This is a genomic window from Rhizobium bangladeshense (assembly GCF_001662075.1).
Lineage (GTDB): Bacteria > Pseudomonadota > Alphaproteobacteria > Rhizobiales > Rhizobiaceae > Rhizobium > Rhizobium bangladeshense_B.
Genome location: NZ_LYPL01000004.1, coordinates 1 through 21,362, shown reverse-complemented (window position 1 = coordinate 21,362; position 21,362 = coordinate 1). Strand labels below are relative to the sequence as shown.

Here is a 21,362-nt window from a genome sequence, read left to right as displayed (position 1 = left end):
ATGCCTGAACGTAACAGCCTACCTCCCACCGAGCGCGAGCTCGAACTCATCGACCGCTACTGGCGGGCCGCCAACTACCTGTCCATCGGACAGATCTACCTCATGGACAATCCGCTTCTGCGCGAGCCGCTTCGACCGGAACACATAAAGCCCCGCCTTCTCGGACATTGGGGAACGACGCCCGGCCTCAATTTCATCTACGCCCATCTCAACCGCGTCATCAAGGATCGCGACGGAGATGTCCTTTATGTGTGCGGGCCGGGCCACGGCGGGCCGGGAATGGTGGCGAACACCTATCTGGAGGGAACATACAGCGAGGTCTATCCCGACATCTCGCAGGATGCCGATGGCATGCGCAAGCTGTTCAGGCAGTTTTCCTTTCCCGGTGGGATACCGAGCCACGTTGCGCCGGAGACCCCCGGTTCGATCCACGAAGGCGGCGAACTCGGATATGCACTGGTCCACGCCTTCGGCGCCGCGTTCGACAATCCGGGCCTCGTGGTAGCCTGCGTGGTCGGCGACGGCGAAGCGGAGACTGGCCCGCTTGCGGCGGCCTGGCATTCGACGAAGTTTCTCAATCCTGCTCGCGACGGCGCGGTGCTGCCGATCCTGCATCTCAACGGCTACAAGATCGCCAATCCTACGATCCTGTCGAGGACAAGCGACGGGGATCTCCGCAGCCTGTTCATCGGACTCGGCTATGAGCCGATCTTCGTAGAGGGTCACGAGCCGGCGGACATGCATCGGCAGATGGCGGCCGCCTTCGACAGGGCCTTCGACATCATCGAATCCTTGCAGGCGTCGGCGAGGAACGGGTCGCCCGCGGCCGGCGTGCCGCGGTGGCCGATGATCGTGCTTCGCAGCCCCAAGGGGTGGACCGGGCCGAAGGAGGTCGACGGCAAGAAGGTGGAGGGTTTCTGGCGCGCCCATCAGGTGCCTGTCGCCAATTGCCGCGGGGATGCCGGCCACCGAAAGATCCTCGAAGACTGGATGCGTAGCTATGATCCCGATGACCTGTTCGAAACGGACGGGCGGCCCAAGGACGAGTTGCGGGCCATGGCGCCGACCGGTGAGAAGCGCATGGGAGCGACGCCCTACGCAAACGGTGGACGGTTGCGCAAGGAGCTGCAGCTACCAGACATTCGCGACCACGCGGTCGCGATCGACGTTCGTGGCGCTTCCCAGGTCCAGTCGACAGAGATTTTAGGACGGTATCTGCGGGACGTCATGCGGCTCAATGCAGATGCCAAAAACTTCCGGATCTTCGGGCCGGACGAGACCGAGTCGAACCGGCTGGGTGCCGTCTTTGAGCAGACGGACCGTGTCTGGATGCAAGAGATCGAAGGGTACGATGTCCATCTTGGCAGAGACGGACGGGTCATGGAGGTTCTCAGCGAACATCTCTGCCAGGGCTGGCTGGAGGGATATCTCCTTACCGGCCGCCACGGGCTTTTCTCATGCTACGAGGCCTTCATCCACATCATCGACTCGATGTTCAACCAGCACGCCAAGTGGCTCAAGGTTTCGCGAGAATTGGAATGGCGGGAGCCGGTATCGTCTCTCAACTACCTCCTGACGTCCCATGTCTGGCGACAGGACCACAACGGCTTCTCGCATCAGGACCCCGGCTTCGTCGATCTGGTCGCCAACAAGAAGGCCGACATCGTCCGCATCTATCTACCGCCGGACGCCAACACGCTGCTGTGGGTCGGCGATCATTGCCTGAAGACATACGACCGCGTCAACGTGATCGTCGCCGGCAAGCAGCCGGAGTCCCAGTACCTCACGATCGACGAGGCGGTGAAGCATTGCGAGGAGGGCATTGGCGTCTGGGAGTGGGCCAGCTTCGAGAAGGATTCGATCGCGCCTGACGTCGTGATGGCCTGTGCGGGAGACGTGCCGACGATGGAGACGCTCGCGGCCGTGATGCTGTTGCACGAGGCGATACCCGACTTGAAAATCAGGACGGTGAACGTCGTCGACCTGCTTGCAATGCAGGACCCCCAGCAGCACCCCCATGGTCTCGACGACGCGCGGTTCGATGGTATCTTTACGAAAGACAGGCCGGTCATCTTCGCCTACCACGGCTATCCCTATCTCATCCACCGGTTGACGTACCGGCGCACCAATCACGGCAACATCCACGTGCGCGGGTTCATGGAGGAGGGCACCACGACGACGCCGTTCGACATGACCGTCTTGAACGAGCTGGACAGGTATCATCTCGCTCTCGAGGCGATCGCGCGGGTGCCCGATCTCGCCGAAAAGGTCCCAGACGTGATCGCAGACCTGCATGCAAAGCTCGACGAGCACCGGGCGTTCGTGCGGGAGCGTGGAGAAGATATGCAGGAGATCCAGAATTGGCGCTGGGCACGCTCCTCCCAGGGTGACTGATGACCGGAATTGGGTATCAACTGCCACCAGCCATACTGTCGCGGCCAGGCCGTCCAGCAGGAGAGACGATTCGAGTGCGAGGTAGCAGCCTCGCGCTCGGCGGGATTTCCGCGTGAAAAGAAAGGCTTTTTAGCGTCAGATTCAGCCTGTTTGACCCCTTCTCGCTCTGCAGCGGATGCGATTCCATCGCGTCCTCGAGGCCGGCGCATCCAGTATTTATCAACGCGGCGAGGCGGCACTCGTCGATCGCTAATGGCATTGCAGCAGTGTGTCGCGAATACGAGGAACCGTCCGTTCGTTGTCTCAAATCCTGCTAAGGCTGCATGCTTACGCATCGACCGGCGTGCCTGATGCCACACTTGGTCGGCTCCTGAGACGCCCACGCGCGAAGGCGGCCTACGTGGTGCTCCTTGCGCGGCTTGATCCACGTCAATGCGCTCGACGTGTGTTGGCTCCCTAATTGTCTGGTCAACAAGGAGATAGTGTGATGCTTGCCAGAGACATCATCATGGCGACCCTGGTGGTGGCGATCGACGATGGACGCAACGTCAGGGAAGCCGTCGAGATCGTTAACGCCAACAAGATTGGCGCGGTGCCCATCGCCAATGGCGAAGGTCGGTTCGCGGGCATTGTCACCGAGGGAGACCTGTTGCGCCGGGTGGCGTCGTCTTGGACGAGACGGGCGGTACCACATACGCGCGACCGTGAAGATGCGCTGTCGGCCTACGTGAAGGCCCGAAACTGGCGCGTCAAGGACGTGGTGTCGACGCCCGCCCTCAGCGCGGCCCCGACCGCCACCGCAAGCCAGCTCGCCGAAAAGGGAGATCTGCAGGGCATTGCCAGAGCGCGCAAGCAGCCGCCATGGCCCTGTCGTCGGTCAGCGTGATCGGCAACTCGTTGCGGCTGCGACGCTCGTCGATCGACTAGGTGGCCCGGCGGTTATTCCGCCGGATCACGACGTTCCAAACGCCCGTCCCCCACGAAATACGGCGTGCAGGGCGAGCCGAAGAAATTAAAGGAGAGATGACATGAAAACGAATAGATTGCCACACAGGACACTGCTGGCCGCGCTTGTTGCGTTCGGTGCAGCAGGTTCCGCGCTTGCACAGACGAACGATTCCGACCCGCACCATCCCGCAGACGCGTCGCAGGCAGCCTCGCCATCCGGAACGGATGCCGTGGCTGGACAGGGCCACGGAGCAATGCCTGGTGCCGACATGGTGCCTGGCGGGATGATGGGGCGGGATATGATGCAATCGGGCATGATGGGAAGCATGCCGGCCATGGGCATGCGGGGGCACATGATGAAGATCATGTTTGCAATCGCCGACGCGGACGGAGACGGCGCCTTGTCCTTCGAGGAGGTGACTGCGATCCACAAGCGTGTATTCGACGCGGTTGATTCGAACAAGGACGGCAAGGTCACGCCCGAGGAGATGCAGACCTTCACGCGGCAATAGGTGCTTGGCTATGACAAGGATTGGGGGCAAGGATTTCAACCGCTGCGAACTTGGCTGTTCTGCCGGTACCTTCCGCCAATCGGCCTCGGACTTTCCATCGTCGAGGCCTCGGAGCTCTCCCGGCAGCTTTCCGAGATGCTGCTGTTCGGGAGTGGCCGACCCCTCGTGCTGTTTCCCGCCACCAGCGTCTGCTCTCGTGTAGATACGACCGCCATCGCCTGGGATGGCGGCGCCACCGCGCCGCCGACCGGCGGAAGTTAGCCCGCTCCCGCGAACCCCATCGCGAGGAGCGAGAGACCTATGCCGGCATGGATGCTTTGAAGCGCGATCTTGCGGGAACGACGCGCGATGCCGATCGCCGTCGCTATCCTGGTGAGGTCGTCGCGGACGAGTACTATATCCGCGGCCTCCGCTGCCGCCGCAAGGTTCTCGACGCCGACCGCGATTCCGACGTCGGCTGCCGCCAGCGCTGGCGCGTCGTTCACGCCGTCGCCGACCATCAGCACTGTCCCGTGGACGCGCTCCTTTTCGACGACTGCGACTTTGTCTGCTGGAGCCTCGCCGCGATCTCGTCCAAACCCAATGATTCGACGCCGTATGGAGCGTTGGTGGTTTAGCGACAGCCGAGATAAAGCAGTACAGGCACGCGCGCTATTGCCTCTCGCCATCGGCAAGCCTCAAAAGTCGCGGAGGGTCCGTCAGCGTCAACTTCTGACGCCCGCCCTCGACTATGCCCTTGGATTCCCAGGCGCTCAGTATGCGAGAGACCGTATGCAGGGTGGTGCCTGTCATCTCGGCTATGTCCTGGCGCGATATCGGGAAGTCAATGCGTATGCCCTCCTGCACGGCCCTTCCAGCCTGTTTTGAAAGGCGAAGTACCGCATGGGCGACCCGCTTCTCGACTTCCTCCGTCGACATCTCCCGTATGCGTGTGTGGGCCTCCTCGAGGCGCTGTCCGATCGTTTGCATCGCGGTCATTGCCAAGCGGGGGTTCTGCTCGACGAAGCATGACCACATCTCGGTCGGCCACCCGATGATGAGGCTTTCAGCCGCAGCCCGCGCCGTGCCGGGATAGTCGGTGCGACGGAGGGCCATTGCGAAGCCGAAAAGGTCGCCTGGGTGCACCATGCGGACGATGATCTGCTGACCGTCAAGAGTGACTTGCGTGACCTTCAGCCTCCCATGAATAAGGAGGAAGAAAGACTTCGCATGCCCACCCTGCTCGAATACAGCGTCGCCCTGAGCGACCCGGCGCGGTGCCGCATGTTCGAGCATTGAATCCAGGTCCGGATCCGTCATGCGTTCAAACAATGACAGCGACTTCAAAACTGCGCGGTCAACCTTCATTGCTGCTCGTCTCCATGTACGCCTTCGTGGACCGGGCGAAAATGTCGGTCGCGGTTCTTCGGGCGAAGTCCGAGATGCTTTCCATCAGCGTCATGTGGCGGACGAGCCGAAATCCAAGATTGTCCGGCGGCGCCCCCACCGAGCATCCGCCGCCCTTTGGGTTGCGAATGAAACTGCTCATCGGGGCGCGGTGCTTGCCGGAAGCGATGAAGATGCCGCAGTCGGAAACTGGCGGTTTTTCGTTCCGGGTTCCTTGATCAAGATCAACTCGCCTGTTGCAGGTCGACGTCCATTCCCAGATATTGCCGCCGAAATCGACAAGCCCGGTGATGCTGATGCCGAATGTGCCTTTCGGCTGCGGGCGCGGGTCCATCGACGCGGCTCTCCGCGCCTCCCGCTCGTAGTCGGCAAGCCAACGTACGGCCGGATTCGTTTCATCCTCTGAAACGCCCAAGGCATCGTCCGGAAAACGGTCGGCGGCGGCGTGGGCGAATTCGAAGTCCGTGGGCAGGGTCCACGTCTGACCTGTCCGTTTGGACAGCCACGCCGCGTAGCGTACCGCGTCTTCATAGCTGACGCCGGTGACCGGCATGTCGGGCGTCACCGCGCCTTCCGGTTCGTCAGCAGGGATGCAGGCGCCGTCGTCGACGCATCGCCTGTACTCGCCACGGGTCGTCTGAAACTTCATGATCTGCAGGCGTGTGCGGACTTCGACGTCCTTGCGGGGCGCGTCGACCGCAAGACCGTTGCGAAAGTACTCGGCCGAGTCGCGATAGGCGAAGGTTCGACCCTCGATGAAGACAGATTGGGGAGACGGGAGAGCGGGGTCGACATCGTGGAACGGGACGAGCCCCGCCGCGACCGCGACCGCACCGGACAGGATCGCAAGCAGGGCAAGGGGAATGGCTATGGATATCGCCGAAACCTCGTCTTTCCCAGTCATTACTTATATCGCAGGTTGCGCCTCCTTGTGAACAGGTGGTGCGCGGGTCCTGTCAGCCCCGCGCACCCTCACTTCGGACCATCAACTGCCCGACGGAGCTCTGACCGAGGTCATGAGATCGTCGTCCCATTCGCCGGTGACCTTGAAGTGCGCCGCCGCACCCAGCTCGAAGGCTTCGATGAGGTTATGGTTCACATAAGCGTAGATGCCCGGCTGTGCGAATTTGCAGATCGCCGCTCCCGCGGTGCCGCCGGGAATGAACCAGGTTTCCTGGTCGATGTCCGGCACGTTGTTGAACTTGCCTGTGGCCCATACGTATTCGCCGTGACCGCCGATCAGGTGCGGACGCGTGTCGCGGTTTGCCTGCGAGTGGACTATCAGCACCGTCTCGTCGACTTTCGCGGTCATCGCATTGTCGCCCGTCAGAGCCCCGACGGCGCCGTTGAAGACGATGTGCGTCGGGGTCAAAGTCCTCATGACGGCGATCGTGTCCTCATAGGCCTCGCCGGGGCTATCGTATTTCTTGAACTTGCCGTTCTCGTCCTTCGGAATGTAGAAGTCCTGCTCGCCGACGTAGTAGACCTTGTCGTACACTACTGGTTTTCCGTGGCCGTCCGTGAGGCCTTCGCGCGGAAGCACCATGATCGCGCCGTTCATGCCCGAAGTGACGTGCCACGGCACCATGCCGGGAGGTGCGCAGTGGTAGACGAAGACGCCGGCCTTCGTGGCCTTGAAACGCAGCACCGTGCTTTCGCCGGGATTGACGATCGTCAGCGCGCCTCCGCCTAGCGCACCGGTGGCGGCGTGGAAGTCGATGTTGTGCTGCATCGTGTTGGAATCGGGATTGACGAGGGTCAGCTCGACGTAGTCGTCCTGGTGAACGACCAGGAGTGGGCCGGGAACCGATCCGTCGAACGTCATCGCGTTGACTTCGGTGCCGTCCTTGTCCAGCACCATCTTCTGTTCCTTGATGGTGAGGGTGAATTCCTTGATCCTCGGTCCGCCCATAGCCTTCTGGCCGTGTGCGTGGACGAACGGAGGCTTCACGAGTTCGACTTTCTCGCGCGGAAGCTTCGAGAGATCGACTTTCTTGCCGCTATTCTTGGCGCCGGGCGCTGCGTGCTCGTCGGCATGGGCGGGAGCGCTCGCAACCAGGATTGGGGTCAGCGCCCCTGCGACGGCTGCGCCCGTCAGCATCGTGCGTCTTGTCATCTGCAGAGTATTAGTCATGCCCCAATCTCCATTAGTTGAAGAGCGGGCGAACACCGCCCGGTTTCGAGGAGGAGAGTAGTAGAACCGGCACGGAACTCTTTGATTTGGAGCAAACTCCCTGTTTGCTGCACCGCAAAGTGACCGAGACTTTATTTGCGTAATCTCAACGACCTGCTCTTCGATGTCAGGCATTGCTGCGTGACAACTGGAGACAATGATCATGCAGAAGACCATGGACGCCGAACCGCGGGCTCCTCGCGGCATGTCGCGCGACGGCCTCGTCCTCTTTTCTTACGGGTTCCGTCCCTTCTTCCTAGCTGCCGCCTTATGGGCGATCCTGAGCATGCTGCTATGGACGAGCTTTCTGACCATGGACCTGCCGGTCGCCACCCAATACGGGACGCTTTACTGGCACGCACATGAAATGCTCTTCGGATTCGCTCCGGCGATCCTGACGGGCTTTCTTCTCACGGCCATTCCAAACTGGACGGGTAGACTGCCGATCGCCGGACGTCGGCTCATAGCTTTGTTTTCACTGTGGTGCGCGGGCCGGATCGCCATGCTTGTCAGCAGCTCGGTTGGCGTCATGGCCGCGGCGCTCGTCGACGGCCTCTTTCTGCCGGCCATGCTCGTGATTTGCACTCGGGAGGTCGTGGCCGGGAGAAAGTGGAAGGATCTGAAGGTCGTTGCCGGTCTCCTTGTCCTGTCTGTAGCCAATGCCTGCTTCCAGCTTCAGGTCGTGCAGGGGGAAAGCCCCGAGCTGCCGATCCGCCTTGGTCTCGGCGCCTACGTCCTGCTCGTGACGATCGTGGGCGGTCGTATCCTTCCAAGCTTCACGCGAAACTGGATCAACCAGTTCGGTCGCACCGACTTCCCAGTGCCCTACAACCGCTTCGACGCGACGACCATCACTATAGGAGCCGCCTCGCTGGGCGTCTGGTCCATCGGGCCAGAATCCTTCCTGAGCGGCCTGCTTGGGCTGGCTGCCACCGTGCTCAACCTCATCAGGCTCGTGCGCTGGCGTGGATGGACGACGTGGTCGGAGCCCATTGTATTCGTGCTCCACGCAGCCTTCGCCTTCGTTCCGCTTGGATTCGCGGCCATCGCGCTACAGGCCATAGGGCTTCCGGAACTCGCCGTCCTGCACGTCTTCGCGATCGGTTCTATCTCGCTGATGATGCTCGCTGTTATGACCCGTGCGAGCCGCGGCCACACAGGCAGAAAGCTGACGTCCGCACCTGTCACCAATATTTCCTACGTGGTGCTTGGCGCCGTTGCGCTCGTGCGACCTGCTGCCGAGCTTCTACCGGAATACAGCGCTCCGGTCTTGCTCGTGGCCGCGGCGGGCTGGATCGCGGCCTTTTCCCTCTTCATCGTGGAGCATGCGTCGATGCTGTGCACCGGCAGGAAGCCGTTGACCGTCCGAGGGAAGTAATTCCAGCGCGGATTGGCCATGAGCCTGCCAGCAGCCTAAGCGGTGCTTAGCGCCAGATCCGAAGCGGTGGCGATGGAATTGTATACGCCAAGGAGGCTGTTCGCGTCTCTCCGGTGAACGCCGGCTTCATCCTCGACCAGCGGAGAGCCGCCGGAATGGTGGTCGCGGGAATGAACTGGCCGCCGCAACGCGGATTGTTGTGCCGCCCGTGTTGTCCGACTTCGACATCCGCTCCGAACCTCCATCCTTCCCTGAATAGCGACCGTGTGAATGCGTTGGCGCTAGCCGTCAGGATCGCCTGGATCCTGCAGCAAGATGGGCGGGTGCATGCGCCATGCGCTCGCTCACCACAGCGCCGTCGGAAGCGATCACCGCGATCCATGTGCGGTTTCCGATGCGGACGGTCAGCCGGGTTCGTCCAGCGTCCTCACCCTCGCCCCGCTCCACCAAGCTGCGGACGAGGCCCAGCTTCATGTGACGTCGAAGGGCGTCGGGCGAGATGGCGAACCGGCGGGCCAGAAAAGCGGCGTCGATCGTCAGCTCCCCAATGTCAATCTGTTCTGCGCAGTCCATGCCGCGTTCACCTTTTTAATCATCGAGCGAAAAACGCTGCGCCATCTCCGGCGACCATGCCGGCTCGTAGACCAGATCGACCTGCGCCCGCCGCACGCCGGCGAGATGCTCTACGCGGACCTTGACCGCGTCGGCAAGAAACCCCGACGCTGGACAGAAGCGCGCCGTCGTCGTCATCTTGACGTTCACCATCCCGTCCCTCGCAACAAGAACTTCGTAGATCAGTCCGAGATCCACGATATTCGTTCCAACCTCCGGGTCCTCGATGTCCCGCAGGGCAGCAAGCACGTCCTCAGGCGTGAGTTCATGTTCTGGCACAGGCGGAATCCGATGGTGTCGCGCGGATCATGATACGATAGACCTTGCCGGTTTCATCGAAGTTGCCGACCCATTCGTGGCCGCGTTCCTTCAGCTCGTTGAAGAGGAAGACTGGTTCGCGGTTCAGAAGTGCGAACATCACCTCGCCGCTGTCCATCATCTCCAGCCTTGCAAGGATCCGCTCCATCGGCTCCGGCGGCGGTAGATCCGTGAGATCGAGGTTCCAGACCGGGTCCGGCCAGAGAGCCTCCTGTTCGGCCTCCTCCTGCGTCGGCGCGGGAACGAAATCGATTTCCCAGTCGTCGTCGGCGAGACGTCGCGCGGTATGTTCGAAACCGCGATCCGCGAGCTGCCGCATCAGCGGCTTTGGCTCGAATATCGCATGAAGCCTCACGCCTTCGCCCGGCTGAAGGTTGGCGAAGGTGTCCATGATCAGTTGAAAGGGCATCCCGCCATCGCGCAGGATCTGTCGTACGTCTAGTTCACGAAGCTGAACCATTGGCGTCACCTCTATGGTTGCCGGCGAAGAAGAAAGCCGGGTGTTTGAAGGGAGATTTCTTGGCGTCCGCGTCGACGCCAGCCAGAGCTCGCGACAGGGCCAACTCAGTCGCGAGCGCGGCCGTCGAAAAGGTTTGCGCGAAGGCGGCGATCCTGAAGACATCGTCAAGTCTGAGGAAAATGGCGCCGGACGCGACGATCACCGCGCAGTAGAAGACGCTGAACCAGACGGACGAGCGGGCGCCGTTCACCAGATCCGCCAGCTTCGGCGTGGGCCGGCGTCCGAGAAGCGGACCGAACGCTTCGATCCAGGTGAGGAAGGGAACTATCTTGAGAAGCTGCGCCAGGCCCAGACCGGTCAGCCAACCGAACACGAAGAGATAGCCCAGCGCCGCGAACGTTGTCGGACCGGAATGGAGTGCGAGCGCGGCGGGAAAAAGTGCTGCGGATACGCCGAACATGGCGAAGGCCGGGAGCGACCAGTAGGTATTCGGTTCCAGAATCCTGCGCCGGCGGCCCCAGTAGGCCCTCGCCAGTTCGGCAAGGTACGCGGCAGCGGCCACCGGGAACGCCAGCGTCGCCAGCAGCGCGACGGCGCCGGCAACGGCCTCGTCGAAGGCAATAGACGCCGCAGCCGCCGCGAGAAGGCCGACGACGGCGAAGCAACTGCGACGAAGTGTGTCCGAATGCCTCATGTCGTCGGACAGCAGAAACATGGGCAGCAGCTTGTAGCTCACGCCGATCGCGGCGAAAGTCATCCAACCGACAAGCCCGAGACCTGCGTGCAGCGGCGCGGCGGCGACGACATACGAGACGAGCGGGAAGGCTTCGGCAACGCCGGAAACGACGACCGCGAAGAATGCCCCTAGTGCGACGGTAGCGACAAGGCTGGCGATGGCGAGAAGGACGAATCGCGACGCCTCGTGCGCATGCCGTCCCCGCCAGAACAGTGTGAAAAGAGCCGCCGCGATCGAAAGGAACGAGACGGCCAGCGTAGCGGCGGCGGCGCACATTACCGGACCCGCGAGCGCCGAACCGACGCTCGTCAGTCCGAAGCCCGACAGGAGCAGGACCAGGCCCACGACCATTCCGCAGAGGACGACCAGCCCAAGGCTGCCTTTCGGAAGTTCGAGACCTGTCAGAACCGGGCCGAACTGCAGGAGTGCACCTATCATCAGCAGGGCAAGCCAACCGATGGTGGTCGAGTGCACGATGATGAGCGAACGAGGATCGGCGACGTCCAGCGACGGCGACCAGCCTCCTGCCGCCAGCAGGCCCTCCGCAAACAGCAGAAAGAAGAGCGCCGCTGCGAAATAGGACATCGTCCAGCGCGATAGGCTCGTCCCCGTAGGGATCATCGTGCTTCTCCGTTCTAGTGGCTTCCGCAGCAGCAGTCGCAGCCCGCGTCGAGCCTGGTGATCTCCACGCGCCAGACTTCAGGCCCTTGCTCCAGATATTCCCAGGAGAACTTGCCAGGCAGCGCGGTTTCGAGCTGGTACTGGAGAGGGCGCGGCTCGTGATCGCTCGTGATGTGCAGCACGCCGCCCGGCGTCAGGGTGTGAAGCGTTCCGAAAATCTTCGGATGACGTTCGCCGGGATGCAGGGTCCGCACATCGATGTGCGAGACTTCGCTTGCTTGAGTTTGCGCCTCAGACATGTGACTCGAATTCCTTTCGATCGCCGCTTTCTGTCTATGACGGAGCGGCGGCTCGCCCCGATCGGTCCTGAAGATACTCGGCAGATGCCCATCGAACTTTGACAGCGAGCAAACACCAGGAAGGTTTCAGACAATCTGCGGTCGCGTTCATTGACTTATGACAAGGAAAGTCTCGCTGCCGACGGTCATAAGGGGGGACGATGAAATCCAGGGACAAGAAGATGTCGAACGCGCTTGTGGCCAAATACGGCGAAGCCCGCCTCCCACGTTACACGAGCTATCCGACCGCCCCTGCGTTCGCAGCCGCGGTCGGTCCCGACGATTATGCGCTGGCTCTTCGGGGGGCTGGAAAGGGCGAGCCGGCGTCCTTGTACCTGCACGTTCCTTTCTGCCGGTCGATGTGCTGGTATTGCGGCTGTCACACCACGATCACCAAGCAAGATGCGCCGATCCTCGACTACCTCGACGTCATGAGCAGGGAGATCGAACTCGTCGCTAAAGCCGCCGGCGATCGCATTCCCGTCAAGAACCTTCACTTCGGCGGCGGAACGCCGACGATCATGAAGCCGCACGAATTCGCCGCGTTAATGAAGACGCTGAGGACCCGGTTCGCGTTCGAACAAGACGCCAGCGTGGCGGTTGAGATCGACCCCAGAACCCTCGACAGCGAAATGATCGTCGCGCTGGGCGAGAATGGCGTGGATCGAGCAAGTCTCGGCGTGCAAAGCTTCGACCCGGTCGTTCAAAAGGCCATCAACCGGATACAGACGTTCAACCAGACGAAGGCTGCGGTCGCAGGATTGCGGGCCTACGGCATCAAGAGCACGAACTTCGATCTTATCTACGGACTTCCCTACCAGACGGTCGATTCCTGCGTCGAGACGGTGCAGATGGCCATCGAACTTCGTCCGGAAAGGTTCGCCGTCTTCGGCTATGCTCACGTTCCCGCGTTCAAGAAGCATCAGCGGCTCATCGACGAGGCCGCACTTGCCGGCGCGGCCGAGCGCAACGAACAGGCCGAGGCGATAGCTGAAGAACTCGTTGCAGCCGGATATGTCCGCATCGGTCTCGACCATTTCGCGCTTCCGGCGGACGAACTGGCCATCGCGTCCGTGGGAGGTAAGCTTCACAGGAACTTCCAGGGCTACACTACGGACGACTGCGAAACCCTGATCGGACTTGGCGCGTCGTCGATCGGGCGCCTTGACTCCGGCTACTATCAGAATCATGTGGCGATCGGTCGATACGCCGAGATGGTGTCGTCCGGCGTCCTTCCGACGGCGAAAGGCTACCTTCTAACGAAAGAGGACAAGCTGCGCGCCAGGGTCATCGAACGGTTGATGTGCGATTTCGAGGTCGATCTCGCCGGCCTCAGCCACGAGGCGGGGTACGAAGAGGAATTTCTCCTGGAGCGAAACGAACGCCTCGCGGACCTTATCGGCGACGGCGTGGCGAGCATAGCCGATGGTCGCGTCACGGTGGCCAAGGACTCGCGCTTCATGGTGCGCGCAGTCGCGGCCGCGTTCGACGCGTACTTTGGTGCGCTCGGCAGGACACATAGCAAAGCTGCGTGATTGGCGTATCGACGCACTAGGGAAGTGTCCGACGACTGTTCAATAATCTATTGGCACGATTGCGACGAGTTTCCCGTCCTCGGACGTGATTTCGAATTGCTGCGGGTGTCGCAAGCAGCCCGCGTCGGGACGGATCTGCGAGCCGCCTACTAGGGCGGCGGAAATGGCGGCCTCGATGTCCGGGAGAACGCAGCCGCTGTAATCGCGGATCAGATCCTGTTCAGATCGGATGTTGAAGAAGAAACGGCCGCAGCATGTGGTCGACATTGGAGAACCGATCTCAAAAGACGGAAGAAGCCGTCGGCGAATGAACCATTAAGGTTCTCCAAAGTTCCTCGCATTGATCTGGATCACCTGCGGCGTTGCGACACCGCGCCGTCATGCGGTCAGATTCCGATAGATCGCAGGTAGCGCGCTCGGCAGCCTTGCGATGTTCGAGACCAGCGCGTAGCCCTGACGTCCGAATATGGCGGGAAGATAATCTTGCGCGTTCCGATCGACGGTCACGGCAAAGACTGCCTGACCCCGACCTCTCGCTTCGATGACGGCGCGCTTGCAGTCTTCCAGAGCGAACCGGCCCTCATAGTGGTCGACGTCGTTCGGCTTGCCGTCGGTCAGGATCATCAGCAGCCGCTTGCGAGCGCCCTGCTTGTCAAGCTGGCCCGAGACGTGCCGAATCGCGGCGCCCATGCGGGTGTAGTAGCCAGGCTTGAGGCTGGCGATGCGGCAGGCGACCGCCGGCGAGAACTTCTCATCGAACCGCTTGATGGTGTCGATGCGAATCCAGTCCCTGCGACGGGACGTGAATGTCTGGACGGAGAACCTGTCGCCACAGGCGTCAAGGCCACGGGAAAGCACGTCGAGGGCCTGCATCTCCACGTCGAGAACCCTCCGATTGTCGACCCAGGAATCGGTCGACAGCGATACGTCAACGAGTATCGTGGTCGCAAGTTCGTGCGCGGCCGGCCGAGCGCACTCGTATATATGGTCGTTCGGCTCGCCGGTGATGAGAAGATCGATACGCGAGCGGACGACGGCGTCCATGTCGAGATCGTTTCCATCCAACTGCGCGCGTCGGACTTCGCGTTTAGGGCGCAGGTTTTCGAACTGCTTCTTGACTTTGCGGACGACGGACTGATCTGTCGCCAAAGTCGCGTGTTTGGCGTCGGGAGCAGTACCCACTATGACGCGGCAATGATCCTCCAGGTATTCGTTCTTGCGAAAATTCCATTCGGGATAGACAAGTTCGCCTTCGATGCGGGACGCGTCGACCGCCTCGGGAGAGAGGTCGAGATCGAAATGGAACTTGGACTTCGGCCGTTCCTTCGTCTCGCTTAGCGCGATGTCGTCGAGCTCGTCGGCGGCGGATGGTTCGTCGTCCTCGCGATCGTCGGTCGGTCGGTCGACGTTGACCATCTCCGCCATCGCGAGGATCTTCTCGAACCTGTTCAAAATGAAAGGATCGCGCTTGCGGTCGTCGCTATCCTTCCGCCGCTTCGCCTCGTGCGAGAGCCTTTCCTCACTGTCCCGTTGCGCGGCGTCGGAGGGGAGATCGTCACGATCGGATGACTGGATCTCCGTCCGTCCACGGAAGTCTGGCCAGAGGGGGATGGAAAGCATCGGGAGATAGCCCGCGGGGGCGGCGTCGATGGCGGGTCGGGCGTCGAGCGGAAGTTCGTGTTCGAGCGGGACCGACAGGGCGGTCATCGCAAACGTCTCGACACGGGACTCGATCAGCGGGAGCCTGCCGCGCTTTCGGCAGGGAGTCAGCGCGTGGGCGAGGCGCACGTACCGGCCGGCCATGCCTGGAAATGTCTTGACCAGACGCCGCGAGTTCCGCCTGCCGGCTTCGACGCGGGCGATGTCCGCGAGCGCGGCGTCGGAAGGCGGATCCTTAGCGACGGCCACCGCGACATAGCCTGCGAGCCAGAAGTAGAGGTCTCGGTTGAGGTCTTGATCGCTGAAGACGTCGATCGTGCCTGGGAGATGTATGGCCGCGTCGTCCCAGGTCGGATGCTCGCTTCTTTCTTCGCCCAGGCCGACGACCTGGCGCAGCCGCAGGCGATGTGAGGAGGTCTTCTGCCGGGACTTCTGGATCTGAAAAGTGGCCGCCCCCCCGAAGGCTCGAAAGCAGACGGAAAGCTGCGGTTTGACGTCGGCCAGATGCACAGCCTGATCCGGATGGTGCGGCCACGAACTCGTTTCGCCGATTATGCGATGCCAGGCTCGTCCGACGGTCTCTTCAAGTTCCAGAAATTCCAACATGATGTCGATCCTAAGCAAACGTCGCCTTGGCGACTTCGAGGAGCGCAGCCTTGACGTCCGGCTCGTCCGTGAGAGGTTCGATGATGGCCGCCCGAACGGCTTCTGAGACGGGCATGCCGGCGTCGACAAGCGTCGCGCAATAAATGAGAAGTCGCGTCGACACGCCTTCCTCGATATCCTGTCCCTTCAAAACGCGCAGGCGCCGGGCAAGGTCGACGAGCGGCGCGACCTTGCCTTCCGGAAGTCCGCTCTCGACCGAAACGATGGCGATCTCCTTGTCGCGGGGAAGGAAGTCGAACTCGATCGAGACGAACCGCTGGCGAGTGCTCGGCTTCAATGCCTTCATCAGGTTCTGGTAGCCCGGATTGTACGAGACGACGACCATGAAAGCAGACTGAGCCTCGAGTATCTCGCCCGTTCGCTCGAGCGGCAGGATGCGACGGTCGTCCGTGAGGGGATGGAGGACGACGGCGACATCCTTGCGGGCTTCGACGATTTCGTCCAGGTAGCATACGCCCCCGTTGCGCACTGCCTTCGTAAGCGGTCCGTCGACCCAGACGGTCTCGCCGCCCTTGAGAAGGTAGCGGCCGGTGAGATCGGCTGCAGTGAGGTCGTCGTGGCAAGAGACGGTCGATACGGGAAGTCCGAGCCGAGCCGCCATGTGGTGGACGAATCGGGTCTTTCCGCACCCGGTCGGTCCTTTGAGAAGCACTGGCAATTGACGCGTCCATGCGCTCTCGAACAGCGCGCATTCGTTGCCCTGGGGCGAATAGTGGGGGATTTCCGACTTTGGGTTCAGCGGAAGGTTCAGAGCTATGGTCATTTCAGATCTCCAGTGGGGGAAGCCCGCCTATTCGGCGGGCTGGGCTGCAACGTTGTGAACGCGGGCGCGGCCTGGAACGAGGACCGCCCAAATGAACATGATCGCGCTGAGGAGGACGAAGACGCCGGAACCGAGCCGGATCCAGTAGAACAGGGCGAGCTGATCCTGGACGTCCATGTAGGATTCGCCGAGGACCCGCTGCAGGTGCACCTGGACTATGCCGGCGAAGGTAAGGGCGAATGTCATCACCGACATGGCGCCGCACATGATCCAGAAGCTGGTTATCGAGAGCCACTGGTTGTAGGGCGCGCGGCCGCGGATCTGCGGTATTGCATAGGCCATTGCAGCGAGATTGAGCATGACGTAGGCGCCGAAGAAGGCGAGATGACCGTGGGCCGCGGTGACCTGCGTGCCGTGGGTGTAGTAGTTCACCGACGACAGGGTGTGCAGGAAGCCCCAGACGCCCGCGCCGAAGAAGGCCATGACCGAGCAGCCGATCGACCACAGGAGCGCCGCCTTGTTTTCATGCTTGCGGCCAGCCCGCCACGTCATGACGAAGGTGAATACGACCATGGTGAAGAAGGGAGCCACTTCGAGCGTCGAGAAGAGCGAGCCGATCCACTGCCAGTATCCGGGAGCGCCGATCCAATAGTAGTGGTGACCGGTGCCGAGGATGCCGGAGAAGAGGGCGAGGCCGATGATGACGTAGAGCCACTTCTCGACGACCTCGCGATCGATGCCGTTGAGCTTGATCATCAGAAACGCCAGGACCGACGCCATGATGAGCTCCCAAACGCCTTCGACCCAAAGGTGGACGACGTACCACCAGTACATCTTGTCGAGCGCCAGATTGACCGGGTTGTAGAAGGCGAAGAGGAAGAAGATCGCGACGCCCCACAGGCCGAACAGCAGGATATTGGTGATCGTGGTCTTGCGGCCCTTGAGCGCCGTCATCGTGATGTTGAACAGGAACATCAGCGCGACAACGACGATCCCGACCTTGATCAGGAACGGCTGCTCAAGGAACTCGCGCCCCTCGTGGATGTGGAAGAGATAGCCGACGACGGCTACCGCGGCTGCGATCAGGAAGATCCAGAACTGGGCGATCGCCAGCTTCGGGCTGTACAGTTCGGTCTCGCACTCCTCGGGAATGAGAAAGTACGTCGTGCCCATGAATCCCATGAGCAGCCAGACGATGAGGGCGTTCGTATGGATCATACGGACGATGTTGAAGGGTAGCTCGACGGAGAGCGTGTTGGGCAGCACGTAGATCGTTCCGGCGAGGACGCCGAAAAGAAGCTGCGCCATGAATAGGCCGAGTGCTCCGTAAAAGTAGAGCATGGCCACGCTTTGGGTCTTGTATTTCATCTTTGTGATCCTCTCGCGCTCAGCCGGCCTGGTTCGGTGGCCAGTTCTGGGTCTTGATCTTGCTCACCCACTCGAGGAAGTCGGCGAGATCGTCCACTTCCTGGTCGGTCAGGTTGAACTGTGGCATCTGCCGGCGGCCTTCGACTCCGGAGGGCTGTGCCGCCATCCAGGCGTGGAGCGCCTCTCGGGCGCTCGACGAATCCTTGTCGCCGCCCCAGCGGATCCAGACGTTCGACAGCTCCGGCGCGAAGTAGGCGCCTTCTCCGTTAAGCGAGTGGCAGTTGATACAGGCGTTCTTCTCCCAGACATGCTTACCGCGGGCGACGCCCTCGGTGAGCGTCGTTTCATCGGTGGAGACGGTGCGGATGTAGTAGTGGCTGTGGGCCGTCAGGCCCACGAAAATTGCGAAGAAGAATGCGGAGCCGCCGTAGAACACGTTTCGGGCCGCGGTTTTGGTCAGGCGTTCAGCCATCGATCATCCTTTCAGGTCAGTGGCGCTGCCGCCTTGACGTCGGAATCGAGCCGTTGGCTCGCAGAAATGGGATGATCGAAGGAGCGCGGGCGGTCTTTGTGGATTCGCAAGGAGCCGATCGATTTTGCGATCGGGTCGAAAGATCTGTCCAACAGGGGCCGAGGGCGCCGTGGCGCGATCGCTCCGGAGAAGGATTGACGTCGCCATGCCCTCCGCTTGAGGCTAAAGCAGAGACTCTCGATGGGTATGGAGTTAGATCGAAGGCCGGTCAAAAAAGCGCAAACGCGGCGGCCATAGGTCGTGCCGCCGCGAGGATCAGGACGACGGCGGCCCAGGCCTGCAGTGCCAGTATGAGCGCCGAGCCCGACGTCCGAAGGCCCAAAAAATCCAGGACGACAAGCCTTACCTTGCAAATCGATGTGAATCCCACGGCGACGGTCAGACCTGCTTTCCAGGCAGCGTCTTGTAGCAGGAAGACGGCGGCCAGCGTCGCGGCGGTAAGGCCAAGGAGGACCGCCAGTGTCCGTGTTGCTCGTTTTGAGGCGGCGTCGATTTTCATAAGAAGTACACCACGGGGAACATGACTAGCCAGACGATGTCGATCACATGCCAGAGAGTCGTCATCATATGGACGTTCTGTCGCGAGGGGTATCGCATGAGCAAGGCAAGCACGAGTGAACCGAACAGCACGTGCGCGAGGTGAAAGCCCGTCATCAGTACATATAAGGTCGAGAAGGTGTCGTCCGCGAGGAGCGTGGCGCCTTCCAGATTGTATTCGTGTATCTTCAAGGCCACGAACAACATTCCGCCGGCTGAAGCGCCAAGTAGAGCGATTCGTTGCCTAAGGACAGTCGTCTGGCTACCTGCGACCGCGGCGAACCAGCCGCTCGTGAGGAGCACCACGGTGTTGACGATGGGGATGAGATGGTGAAGTTTCGCCCTACCGGCGGCAACCTCTTCTGGATGAATCCAGGAGACTGCTACGAAGGCGGAAAGAAGCGCTCCGAAGGCCGCCAGTTCGCTCCAGGATAAGATCCACACGAGAAGATCGTCGCCCGTGGCACGGGATCCGCATTCCAGTTCATAGCGCGTCGTCGTCACTGTCATGCACTCCGAATAAAACCTATGTCGGCATCCTTCTTTGCCGAAAGGCAAGGATTGAAGACGCGGGAAGCAGCGGGCCTTGATCGGTGCAAAGGTCGACGGTCACGCTGGACAAACCTGCTAGCCGGTATTCCGGGCAGCCCATCTGAGCGAGAAGGTCTCAGCCTTCGCGTTCGCGATCCCCTTTTCGCGCATCTTCTCCGTGTTTGATCGATCTCAAAGACCGGTCTTGCGAGCCGCCATATGTTCAACTGCAAAGGAGAACCTCAATGACCGACGCACAGACGGGCCTATCAATCGCCACTCCGGTGATCGTCATATTTGCGATAGCGCTCTATCGCATGGGCGTTCTCCAGCGCGCCGGTGTGATTTCTGCCGTAATCGCCACGGTCGGCATCGCCGCGAGCCTCTTTCTGCAAAGGTAGACTATGCATAACCATCATCCCGAAAAGTTCGCCGACCTCGAGGGCTGCTACGGGCAACTTGCGTCGTGGTGCGACCTCCTTGAGGCGATCGCCGACTTCCTGCCGTGTCACGTCGACGAGCGGCTTTGCGATACGATAACGATCGGCCTCGTTCCGCTATTGCAGGCGACGCACCGCCTGGAGGAGCAGGTAATTTCGGCAGGTCTGCATCTCGTCATTGGAGAAGGAGAAAGGGCCGAAGCCGAGGAAGGCAGAAGGTGCGAACGGATTTTCGACTTGGACAACGGTCGCGAGGTGGTAGAGGTACTGTCGGCCCTGAAGGACGGCGGATGCCGCATGTCATGGGATGCGGTAGGCTACCTGCTACGCTCGTTCTTCCACTCGATGCGCAAGCATATTAAGGCCGAACGCGAAATCCTGCGGATGATCCGGAAGGCCGTTGGCGGTAATAATCCTCCTGGCGATCCAGCGGTCCAGCCTGAAGCTGAAGCGGCCTAGCTGCTTATCTATAAAGCTTAGTAGGCTGGAAACAAGATTCCCGCTCCTGCGTCCTAGGTTGTTTCCCTTGACGCTCGGGTCTTGGAATTTGATCAGCCATTGTGGTCGGCAGTTTTCTGCCCGAGCTTTCCTTATTGGGAAACGGTGGGCGGGGGTGGCTTAATCGAATATCTCGAAGGCTTGAAGCATCCGACGTGGGTGCAGGCGATGCGGATGCCCGCCGTGTCGGGCCTGTGGACATTGACTGTCACCGCGGTTCAGGGCACCTCAATGGAGGGCCGAAACGCGTCATTTTATCAGCAGATCGCAGAAGACGTCTTGGACCTGATTACGCCCGAGCTGCGCGAGTGGTTTCGCCTTGGTATGCGTACGCATGGCGACGAACCCGATCTATGGAAATGACAAGCTGCTGACGTTCATGAACACCGGGAAGGAAACTCCCATCAGTGCCATGTTGAGCCGATAGCCGCGAGCGGCGGGCGTCACGGGGCGCATTCAGTGGCGTTGCTTCTTGGAGGAGGCAAGTTCGACCCATTCTGAGTGGCGGCTTGTGCCGCCACCTGATCTTGCCAGAATTGTAATCTACGGGGTGACCTGGGCGAGGTCGGCGTCGAGGCGCTTGCGCGCCGGGTTCGGCACCTTTGCCGTTTTGATGGCATCGAGATTTGCCGGCGCGTCCCCGACCTGGATCAGTGCGACCATGCCCATGCCGGCATGTGGCGTGCATTTGACGACGTAGGCGCCGGGGACGTCGAACTTGGTCTGGAATTCCTCGTTCGGCTTCGATTTGAATTGCGCCGCGCCGTCCGGAATGAGGCCCTTGTACGTTTCGACGTTGTGGCTCTTGTCGGTTGGTACGAAGGTGACGGTGTCGCCGGGAGCGATCTTGACGAACCCAGGCTCGAAGACCATGACGCCCTCGGCGCCCTTGTTGAGCATCTGAATCTGATGATCGGCGGCCATCGACGGCGCGGCAGACGCAACGAGAACCGCAGC

General features: G+C 61.3%; 25 protein-coding genes and 2 pseudogenes. 9 read left to right on the top strand and 18 right to left on the bottom strand.

All coding sequences use genetic code 11. From position 1 onward, the window contains the following. The 4 genes and pseudogenes from A7X77_RS09945 to A7X77_RS32140 all read left to right on the top strand — a co-directional run. Entirely contained in the window at positions 1-2,394 is a 2,394-nt protein-coding gene (locus tag A7X77_RS09945) for a phosphoketolase family protein (RefSeq protein WP_064682786.1), read from the top strand. A gap of 487 nt (positions 2,395-2,881) precedes the next feature. Next, positions 2,882-3,280 carry a CBS domain-containing protein gene (locus tag A7X77_RS33450; RefSeq protein ID WP_197486822.1) on the top strand — a complete coding sequence of 133 codons (399 nt, stop codon included), beginning with the start codon at positions 2,882-2,884 and terminating at the stop codon, positions 3,278-3,280. A 142-nt stretch (positions 3,281-3,422) separates the two neighbouring features. Beyond that, a complete protein-coding gene (locus A7X77_RS09935) occupies positions 3,423-3,854 on the top strand; it encodes a hypothetical protein (protein WP_064682785.1) in 432 nt (143 codons plus the stop codon). Between the two features lie 90 nt (positions 3,855-3,944). Beyond that, positions 3,945-4,094 (top strand): annotated as a pseudogene (locus A7X77_RS32140) (universal stress protein); the annotation flags it as partial. A gap of 17 nt (positions 4,095-4,111) precedes the next feature. On the opposite strand, the gene A7X77_RS09925 reads toward A7X77_RS32140, so the two are convergent. The 5 genes and pseudogenes from A7X77_RS09925 to nirK all read right to left on the bottom strand — a co-directional run bounded on the left by A7X77_RS09925 (position 4,112) and on the right by nirK (position 7,374). Then, positions 4,112-4,354 carry a hypothetical protein gene (locus tag A7X77_RS09925; RefSeq protein WP_064682783.1) on the bottom strand — a complete coding sequence of 81 codons (243 nt, stop codon included), beginning with the start codon at positions 4,352-4,354 and terminating at the stop codon, positions 4,112-4,114. Continuing rightward, a pseudogene (locus A7X77_RS34380) lies at positions 4,355-4,522 on the bottom strand (hypothetical protein); the annotation flags it as partial. Further along, on the bottom strand, positions 4,506-5,201 hold the full coding sequence (locus A7X77_RS09920; RefSeq protein ID WP_064682782.1) for a Crp/Fnr family transcriptional regulator: 696 nt from the start codon (positions 5,199-5,201) through the stop codon (positions 4,506-4,508). The gene A7X77_RS09920 and the pseudogene A7X77_RS34380, both read right to left, overlap by 17 nt. After that, on the bottom strand, positions 5,191-6,144 hold the full coding sequence (locus A7X77_RS09915) for an SUMF1/EgtB/PvdO family nonheme iron enzyme (RefSeq protein WP_064682781.1): 954 nt from the start codon (positions 6,142-6,144) through the stop codon (positions 5,191-5,193). The genes A7X77_RS09920 and A7X77_RS09915 overlap by 11 nt, the downstream gene beginning before the upstream one ends. A gap of 81 nt (positions 6,145-6,225) precedes the next feature. Continuing rightward, positions 6,226-7,374, bottom strand: a complete 1,149-nt coding sequence (gene nirK, locus A7X77_RS09910) for a copper-containing nitrite reductase (protein WP_064682780.1) — start codon at positions 7,372-7,374, stop codon at positions 6,226-6,228. A 202-nt stretch (positions 7,375-7,576) separates the two neighbouring features. Here nirK and A7X77_RS09905 point away from each other — a divergent pair, with 202 nt between their 5' ends. Then, positions 7,577-8,791 (top strand): NnrS family protein, encoded by a 1,215-nt coding sequence (locus A7X77_RS09905; RefSeq protein ID WP_064683081.1) that lies wholly within the window; start codon positions 7,577-7,579, stop codon positions 8,789-8,791. A gap of 288 nt (positions 8,792-9,079) precedes the next feature. Here the strand turns inward: A7X77_RS09905 and A7X77_RS09900 are convergent, their stop codons facing one another. The 5 genes from A7X77_RS09900 to A7X77_RS09880 are packed head-to-tail and all read right to left on the bottom strand — an operon-like array spanning position 9,080 to position 11,837. After that, positions 9,080-9,364, bottom strand: a complete 285-nt coding sequence (locus A7X77_RS09900; protein ID WP_064682779.1) for a DUF6522 family protein — start codon at positions 9,362-9,364, stop codon at positions 9,080-9,082. Positions 9,365-9,379: 15 nt separating this feature from the next. Beyond that, the gene (locus A7X77_RS09895) at positions 9,380-9,682 is read right to left on the bottom strand and encodes a metal-sulfur cluster assembly factor (protein ID WP_064682778.1); all 303 of its coding nucleotides are present in this window, start codon (positions 9,680-9,682) and stop codon (positions 9,380-9,382) included. Next, positions 9,669-10,181 carry a DUF2249 domain-containing protein gene (locus A7X77_RS09890; RefSeq protein WP_064682777.1) on the bottom strand — a complete coding sequence of 171 codons (513 nt, stop codon included), beginning with the start codon at positions 10,179-10,181 and terminating at the stop codon, positions 9,669-9,671. The genes A7X77_RS09895 and A7X77_RS09890 overlap by 14 nt, the downstream gene beginning before the upstream one ends. Then, positions 10,165-11,538, bottom strand: a complete 1,374-nt coding sequence (locus tag A7X77_RS09885; protein WP_064682776.1) for a hypothetical protein — start codon at positions 11,536-11,538, stop codon at positions 10,165-10,167. The genes A7X77_RS09890 and A7X77_RS09885 overlap by 17 nt, the downstream gene beginning before the upstream one ends. A 14-nt stretch (positions 11,539-11,552) precedes the next feature. After that, a complete protein-coding gene (locus tag A7X77_RS09880) occupies positions 11,553-11,837 on the bottom strand; it encodes a DUF2249 domain-containing protein (RefSeq protein ID WP_064682775.1) in 285 nt (94 codons plus the stop codon). A gap of 221 nt (positions 11,838-12,058) precedes the next feature. Here A7X77_RS09880 and hemN point away from each other — a divergent pair, with 221 nt between their 5' ends. Continuing rightward, entirely contained in the window at positions 12,059-13,411 is a 1,353-nt protein-coding gene (gene hemN / locus A7X77_RS09875; RefSeq protein ID WP_064683080.1) for an oxygen-independent coproporphyrinogen III oxidase, read from the top strand. Positions 13,412-13,450: 39 nt separating this feature from the next. On the opposite strand, the gene A7X77_RS34375 is transcribed toward hemN, so the two are convergent. From A7X77_RS34375 to A7X77_RS09840, 7 genes are all read right to left on the bottom strand, one after another. Further along, a complete protein-coding gene (locus A7X77_RS34375; protein WP_064682774.1) occupies positions 13,451-13,678 on the bottom strand; it encodes a DUF6894 family protein in 228 nt (75 codons plus the stop codon). Between the two features lie 111 nt (positions 13,679-13,789). After that, complete coding sequence (locus tag A7X77_RS09865) at positions 13,790-15,676, bottom strand: nitric oxide reductase activation protein NorD (protein ID WP_064682773.1); 1,887 nt, start codon at positions 15,674-15,676, stop codon at positions 13,790-13,792. Between the two features lie 10 nt (positions 15,677-15,686). Further along, complete coding sequence (locus A7X77_RS09860; RefSeq protein ID WP_064682772.1) at positions 15,687-16,499, bottom strand: CbbQ/NirQ/NorQ/GpvN family protein; 813 nt, start codon at positions 16,497-16,499, stop codon at positions 15,687-15,689. Between the two features lie 27 nt (positions 16,500-16,526). Continuing rightward, on the bottom strand, positions 16,527-17,867 hold the full coding sequence (locus A7X77_RS09855) for a nitric-oxide reductase large subunit (RefSeq protein WP_064682771.1): 1,341 nt from the start codon (positions 17,865-17,867) through the stop codon (positions 16,527-16,529). 19 nt (positions 17,868-17,886) lie between these two features. Next, entirely contained in the window at positions 17,887-18,339 is a 453-nt protein-coding gene (locus A7X77_RS09850; RefSeq protein WP_064682770.1) for a c-type cytochrome, read from the bottom strand. 268 nt (positions 18,340-18,607) lie between these two features. Next, positions 18,608-18,898, bottom strand: coding sequence for a cytochrome C oxidase subunit IV family protein (locus A7X77_RS09845; RefSeq protein WP_064682769.1), 291 nt, complete (start codon positions 18,896-18,898; stop codon positions 18,608-18,610). After that, positions 18,895-19,446 carry a cytochrome c oxidase subunit 3 gene (locus A7X77_RS09840; protein WP_064682768.1) on the bottom strand — a complete coding sequence of 184 codons (552 nt, stop codon included), beginning with the start codon at positions 19,444-19,446 and terminating at the stop codon, positions 18,895-18,897. Before A7X77_RS09840 ends, A7X77_RS09845 begins: the two co-directional genes overlap by 4 nt. Positions 19,447-19,712: 266 nt before the next feature. On the opposite strand from A7X77_RS09840, the gene A7X77_RS33445 reads away from it, so the two are divergent. From A7X77_RS33445 to A7X77_RS09830, 3 genes are all read left to right on the top strand, one after another. Next, positions 19,713-19,868 carry a hypothetical protein gene (locus tag A7X77_RS33445; RefSeq protein WP_097545300.1) on the top strand — a complete coding sequence of 52 codons (156 nt, stop codon included), beginning with the start codon at positions 19,713-19,715 and terminating at the stop codon, positions 19,866-19,868. A 3-nt stretch (positions 19,869-19,871) separates the two neighbouring features. Beyond that, positions 19,872-20,366 (top strand): hypothetical protein, encoded by a 495-nt coding sequence (locus A7X77_RS09835; protein WP_064682767.1) that lies wholly within the window; start codon positions 19,872-19,874, stop codon positions 20,364-20,366. Between the two features lie 81 nt (positions 20,367-20,447). Beyond that, positions 20,448-20,768, top strand: coding sequence for a hypothetical protein (locus A7X77_RS09830; protein WP_156665779.1), 321 nt, complete (start codon positions 20,448-20,450; stop codon positions 20,766-20,768). Between the two features lie 180 nt (positions 20,769-20,948). Here A7X77_RS09830 and A7X77_RS09825 read toward each other — a convergent pair. Next, a partial coding sequence (locus A7X77_RS09825; RefSeq protein WP_064682765.1) for a pseudoazurin occupies positions 20,949-21,362 on the bottom strand: 414 nt, incomplete at its 5' end.

What these genes read in the sequence shown, in the direction of transcription:
- A7X77_RS09945 (WP_064682786.1), top strand. Translation starts at nt 1, where the DNA reads ATGCCTGAACGTAACAGCCTACCTCCCACCGAGCGCGAGCTCGAACTC.
- A7X77_RS33450 (WP_197486822.1), top strand. Translation starts at nt 2,882, where the DNA reads ATGCTTGCCAGAGACATCATCATGGCGACCCTGGTGGTGGCGATCGAC.
- A7X77_RS09935 (WP_064682785.1), top strand. Translation starts at nt 3,423, where the DNA reads ATGAAAACGAATAGATTGCCACACAGGACACTGCTGGCCGCGCTTGTT.
- A7X77_RS09925 (WP_064682783.1), bottom strand. Translation starts at nt 4,354, where the DNA reads ATGGTCGGCGACGGCGTGAACGACGCGCCAGCGCTGGCGGCAGCCGAC.
- A7X77_RS09920 (WP_064682782.1), bottom strand. Translation starts at nt 5,201, where the DNA reads ATGAAGGTTGACCGCGCAGTTTTGAAGTCGCTGTCATTGTTTGAACGC.
- A7X77_RS09915 (WP_064682781.1), bottom strand. Translation starts at nt 6,144, where the DNA reads ATGACTGGGAAAGACGAGGTTTCGGCGATATCCATAGCCATTCCCCTT.
- nirK (WP_064682780.1), bottom strand. Translation starts at nt 7,374, where the DNA reads ATGACTAATACTCTGCAGATGACAAGACGCACGATGCTGACGGGCGCA.
- A7X77_RS09905 (WP_064683081.1), top strand. Translation starts at nt 7,577, where the DNA reads ATGCAGAAGACCATGGACGCCGAACCGCGGGCTCCTCGCGGCATGTCG.
- A7X77_RS09900 (WP_064682779.1), bottom strand. Translation starts at nt 9,364, where the DNA reads ATGGACTGCGCAGAACAGATTGACATTGGGGAGCTGACGATCGACGCC.
- A7X77_RS09890 (WP_064682777.1), bottom strand. Translation starts at nt 10,181, where the DNA reads ATGGTTCAGCTTCGTGAACTAGACGTACGACAGATCCTGCGCGATGGC.
- A7X77_RS09885 (WP_064682776.1), bottom strand. Translation starts at nt 11,538, where the DNA reads ATGATCCCTACGGGGACGAGCCTATCGCGCTGGACGATGTCCTATTTC.
- A7X77_RS09880 (WP_064682775.1), bottom strand. Translation starts at nt 11,837, where the DNA reads ATGTCTGAGGCGCAAACTCAAGCAAGCGAAGTCTCGCACATCGATGTG.
- hemN (WP_064683080.1), top strand. Translation starts at nt 12,059, where the DNA reads ATGTCGAACGCGCTTGTGGCCAAATACGGCGAAGCCCGCCTCCCACGT.
- A7X77_RS34375 (WP_064682774.1), bottom strand. Translation starts at nt 13,678, where the DNA reads ATGTCGACCACATGCTGCGGCCGTTTCTTCTTCAACATCCGATCTGAA.
- A7X77_RS09865 (WP_064682773.1), bottom strand. Translation starts at nt 15,676, where the DNA reads ATGTTGGAATTTCTGGAACTTGAAGAGACCGTCGGACGAGCCTGGCAT.
- A7X77_RS09860 (WP_064682772.1), bottom strand. Translation starts at nt 16,499, where the DNA reads ATGACCATAGCTCTGAACCTTCCGCTGAACCCAAAGTCGGAAATCCCC.
- A7X77_RS09855 (WP_064682771.1), bottom strand. Translation starts at nt 17,867, where the DNA reads ATGAAATACAAGACCCAAAGCGTGGCCATGCTCTACTTTTACGGAGCA.
- A7X77_RS09850 (WP_064682770.1), bottom strand. Translation starts at nt 18,339, where the DNA reads ATGGCTGAACGCCTGACCAAAACCGCGGCCCGAAACGTGTTCTACGGC.
- A7X77_RS09845 (WP_064682769.1), bottom strand. Translation starts at nt 18,898, where the DNA reads ATGAAAATCGACGCCGCCTCAAAACGAGCAACACGGACACTGGCGGTC.
- A7X77_RS09840 (WP_064682768.1), bottom strand. Translation starts at nt 19,446, where the DNA reads ATGACAGTGACGACGACGCGCTATGAACTGGAATGCGGATCCCGTGCC.
- A7X77_RS33445 (WP_097545300.1), top strand. Translation starts at nt 19,713, where the DNA reads ATGACCGACGCACAGACGGGCCTATCAATCGCCACTCCGGTGATCGTC.
- A7X77_RS09835 (WP_064682767.1), top strand. Translation starts at nt 19,872, where the DNA reads ATGCATAACCATCATCCCGAAAAGTTCGCCGACCTCGAGGGCTGCTAC.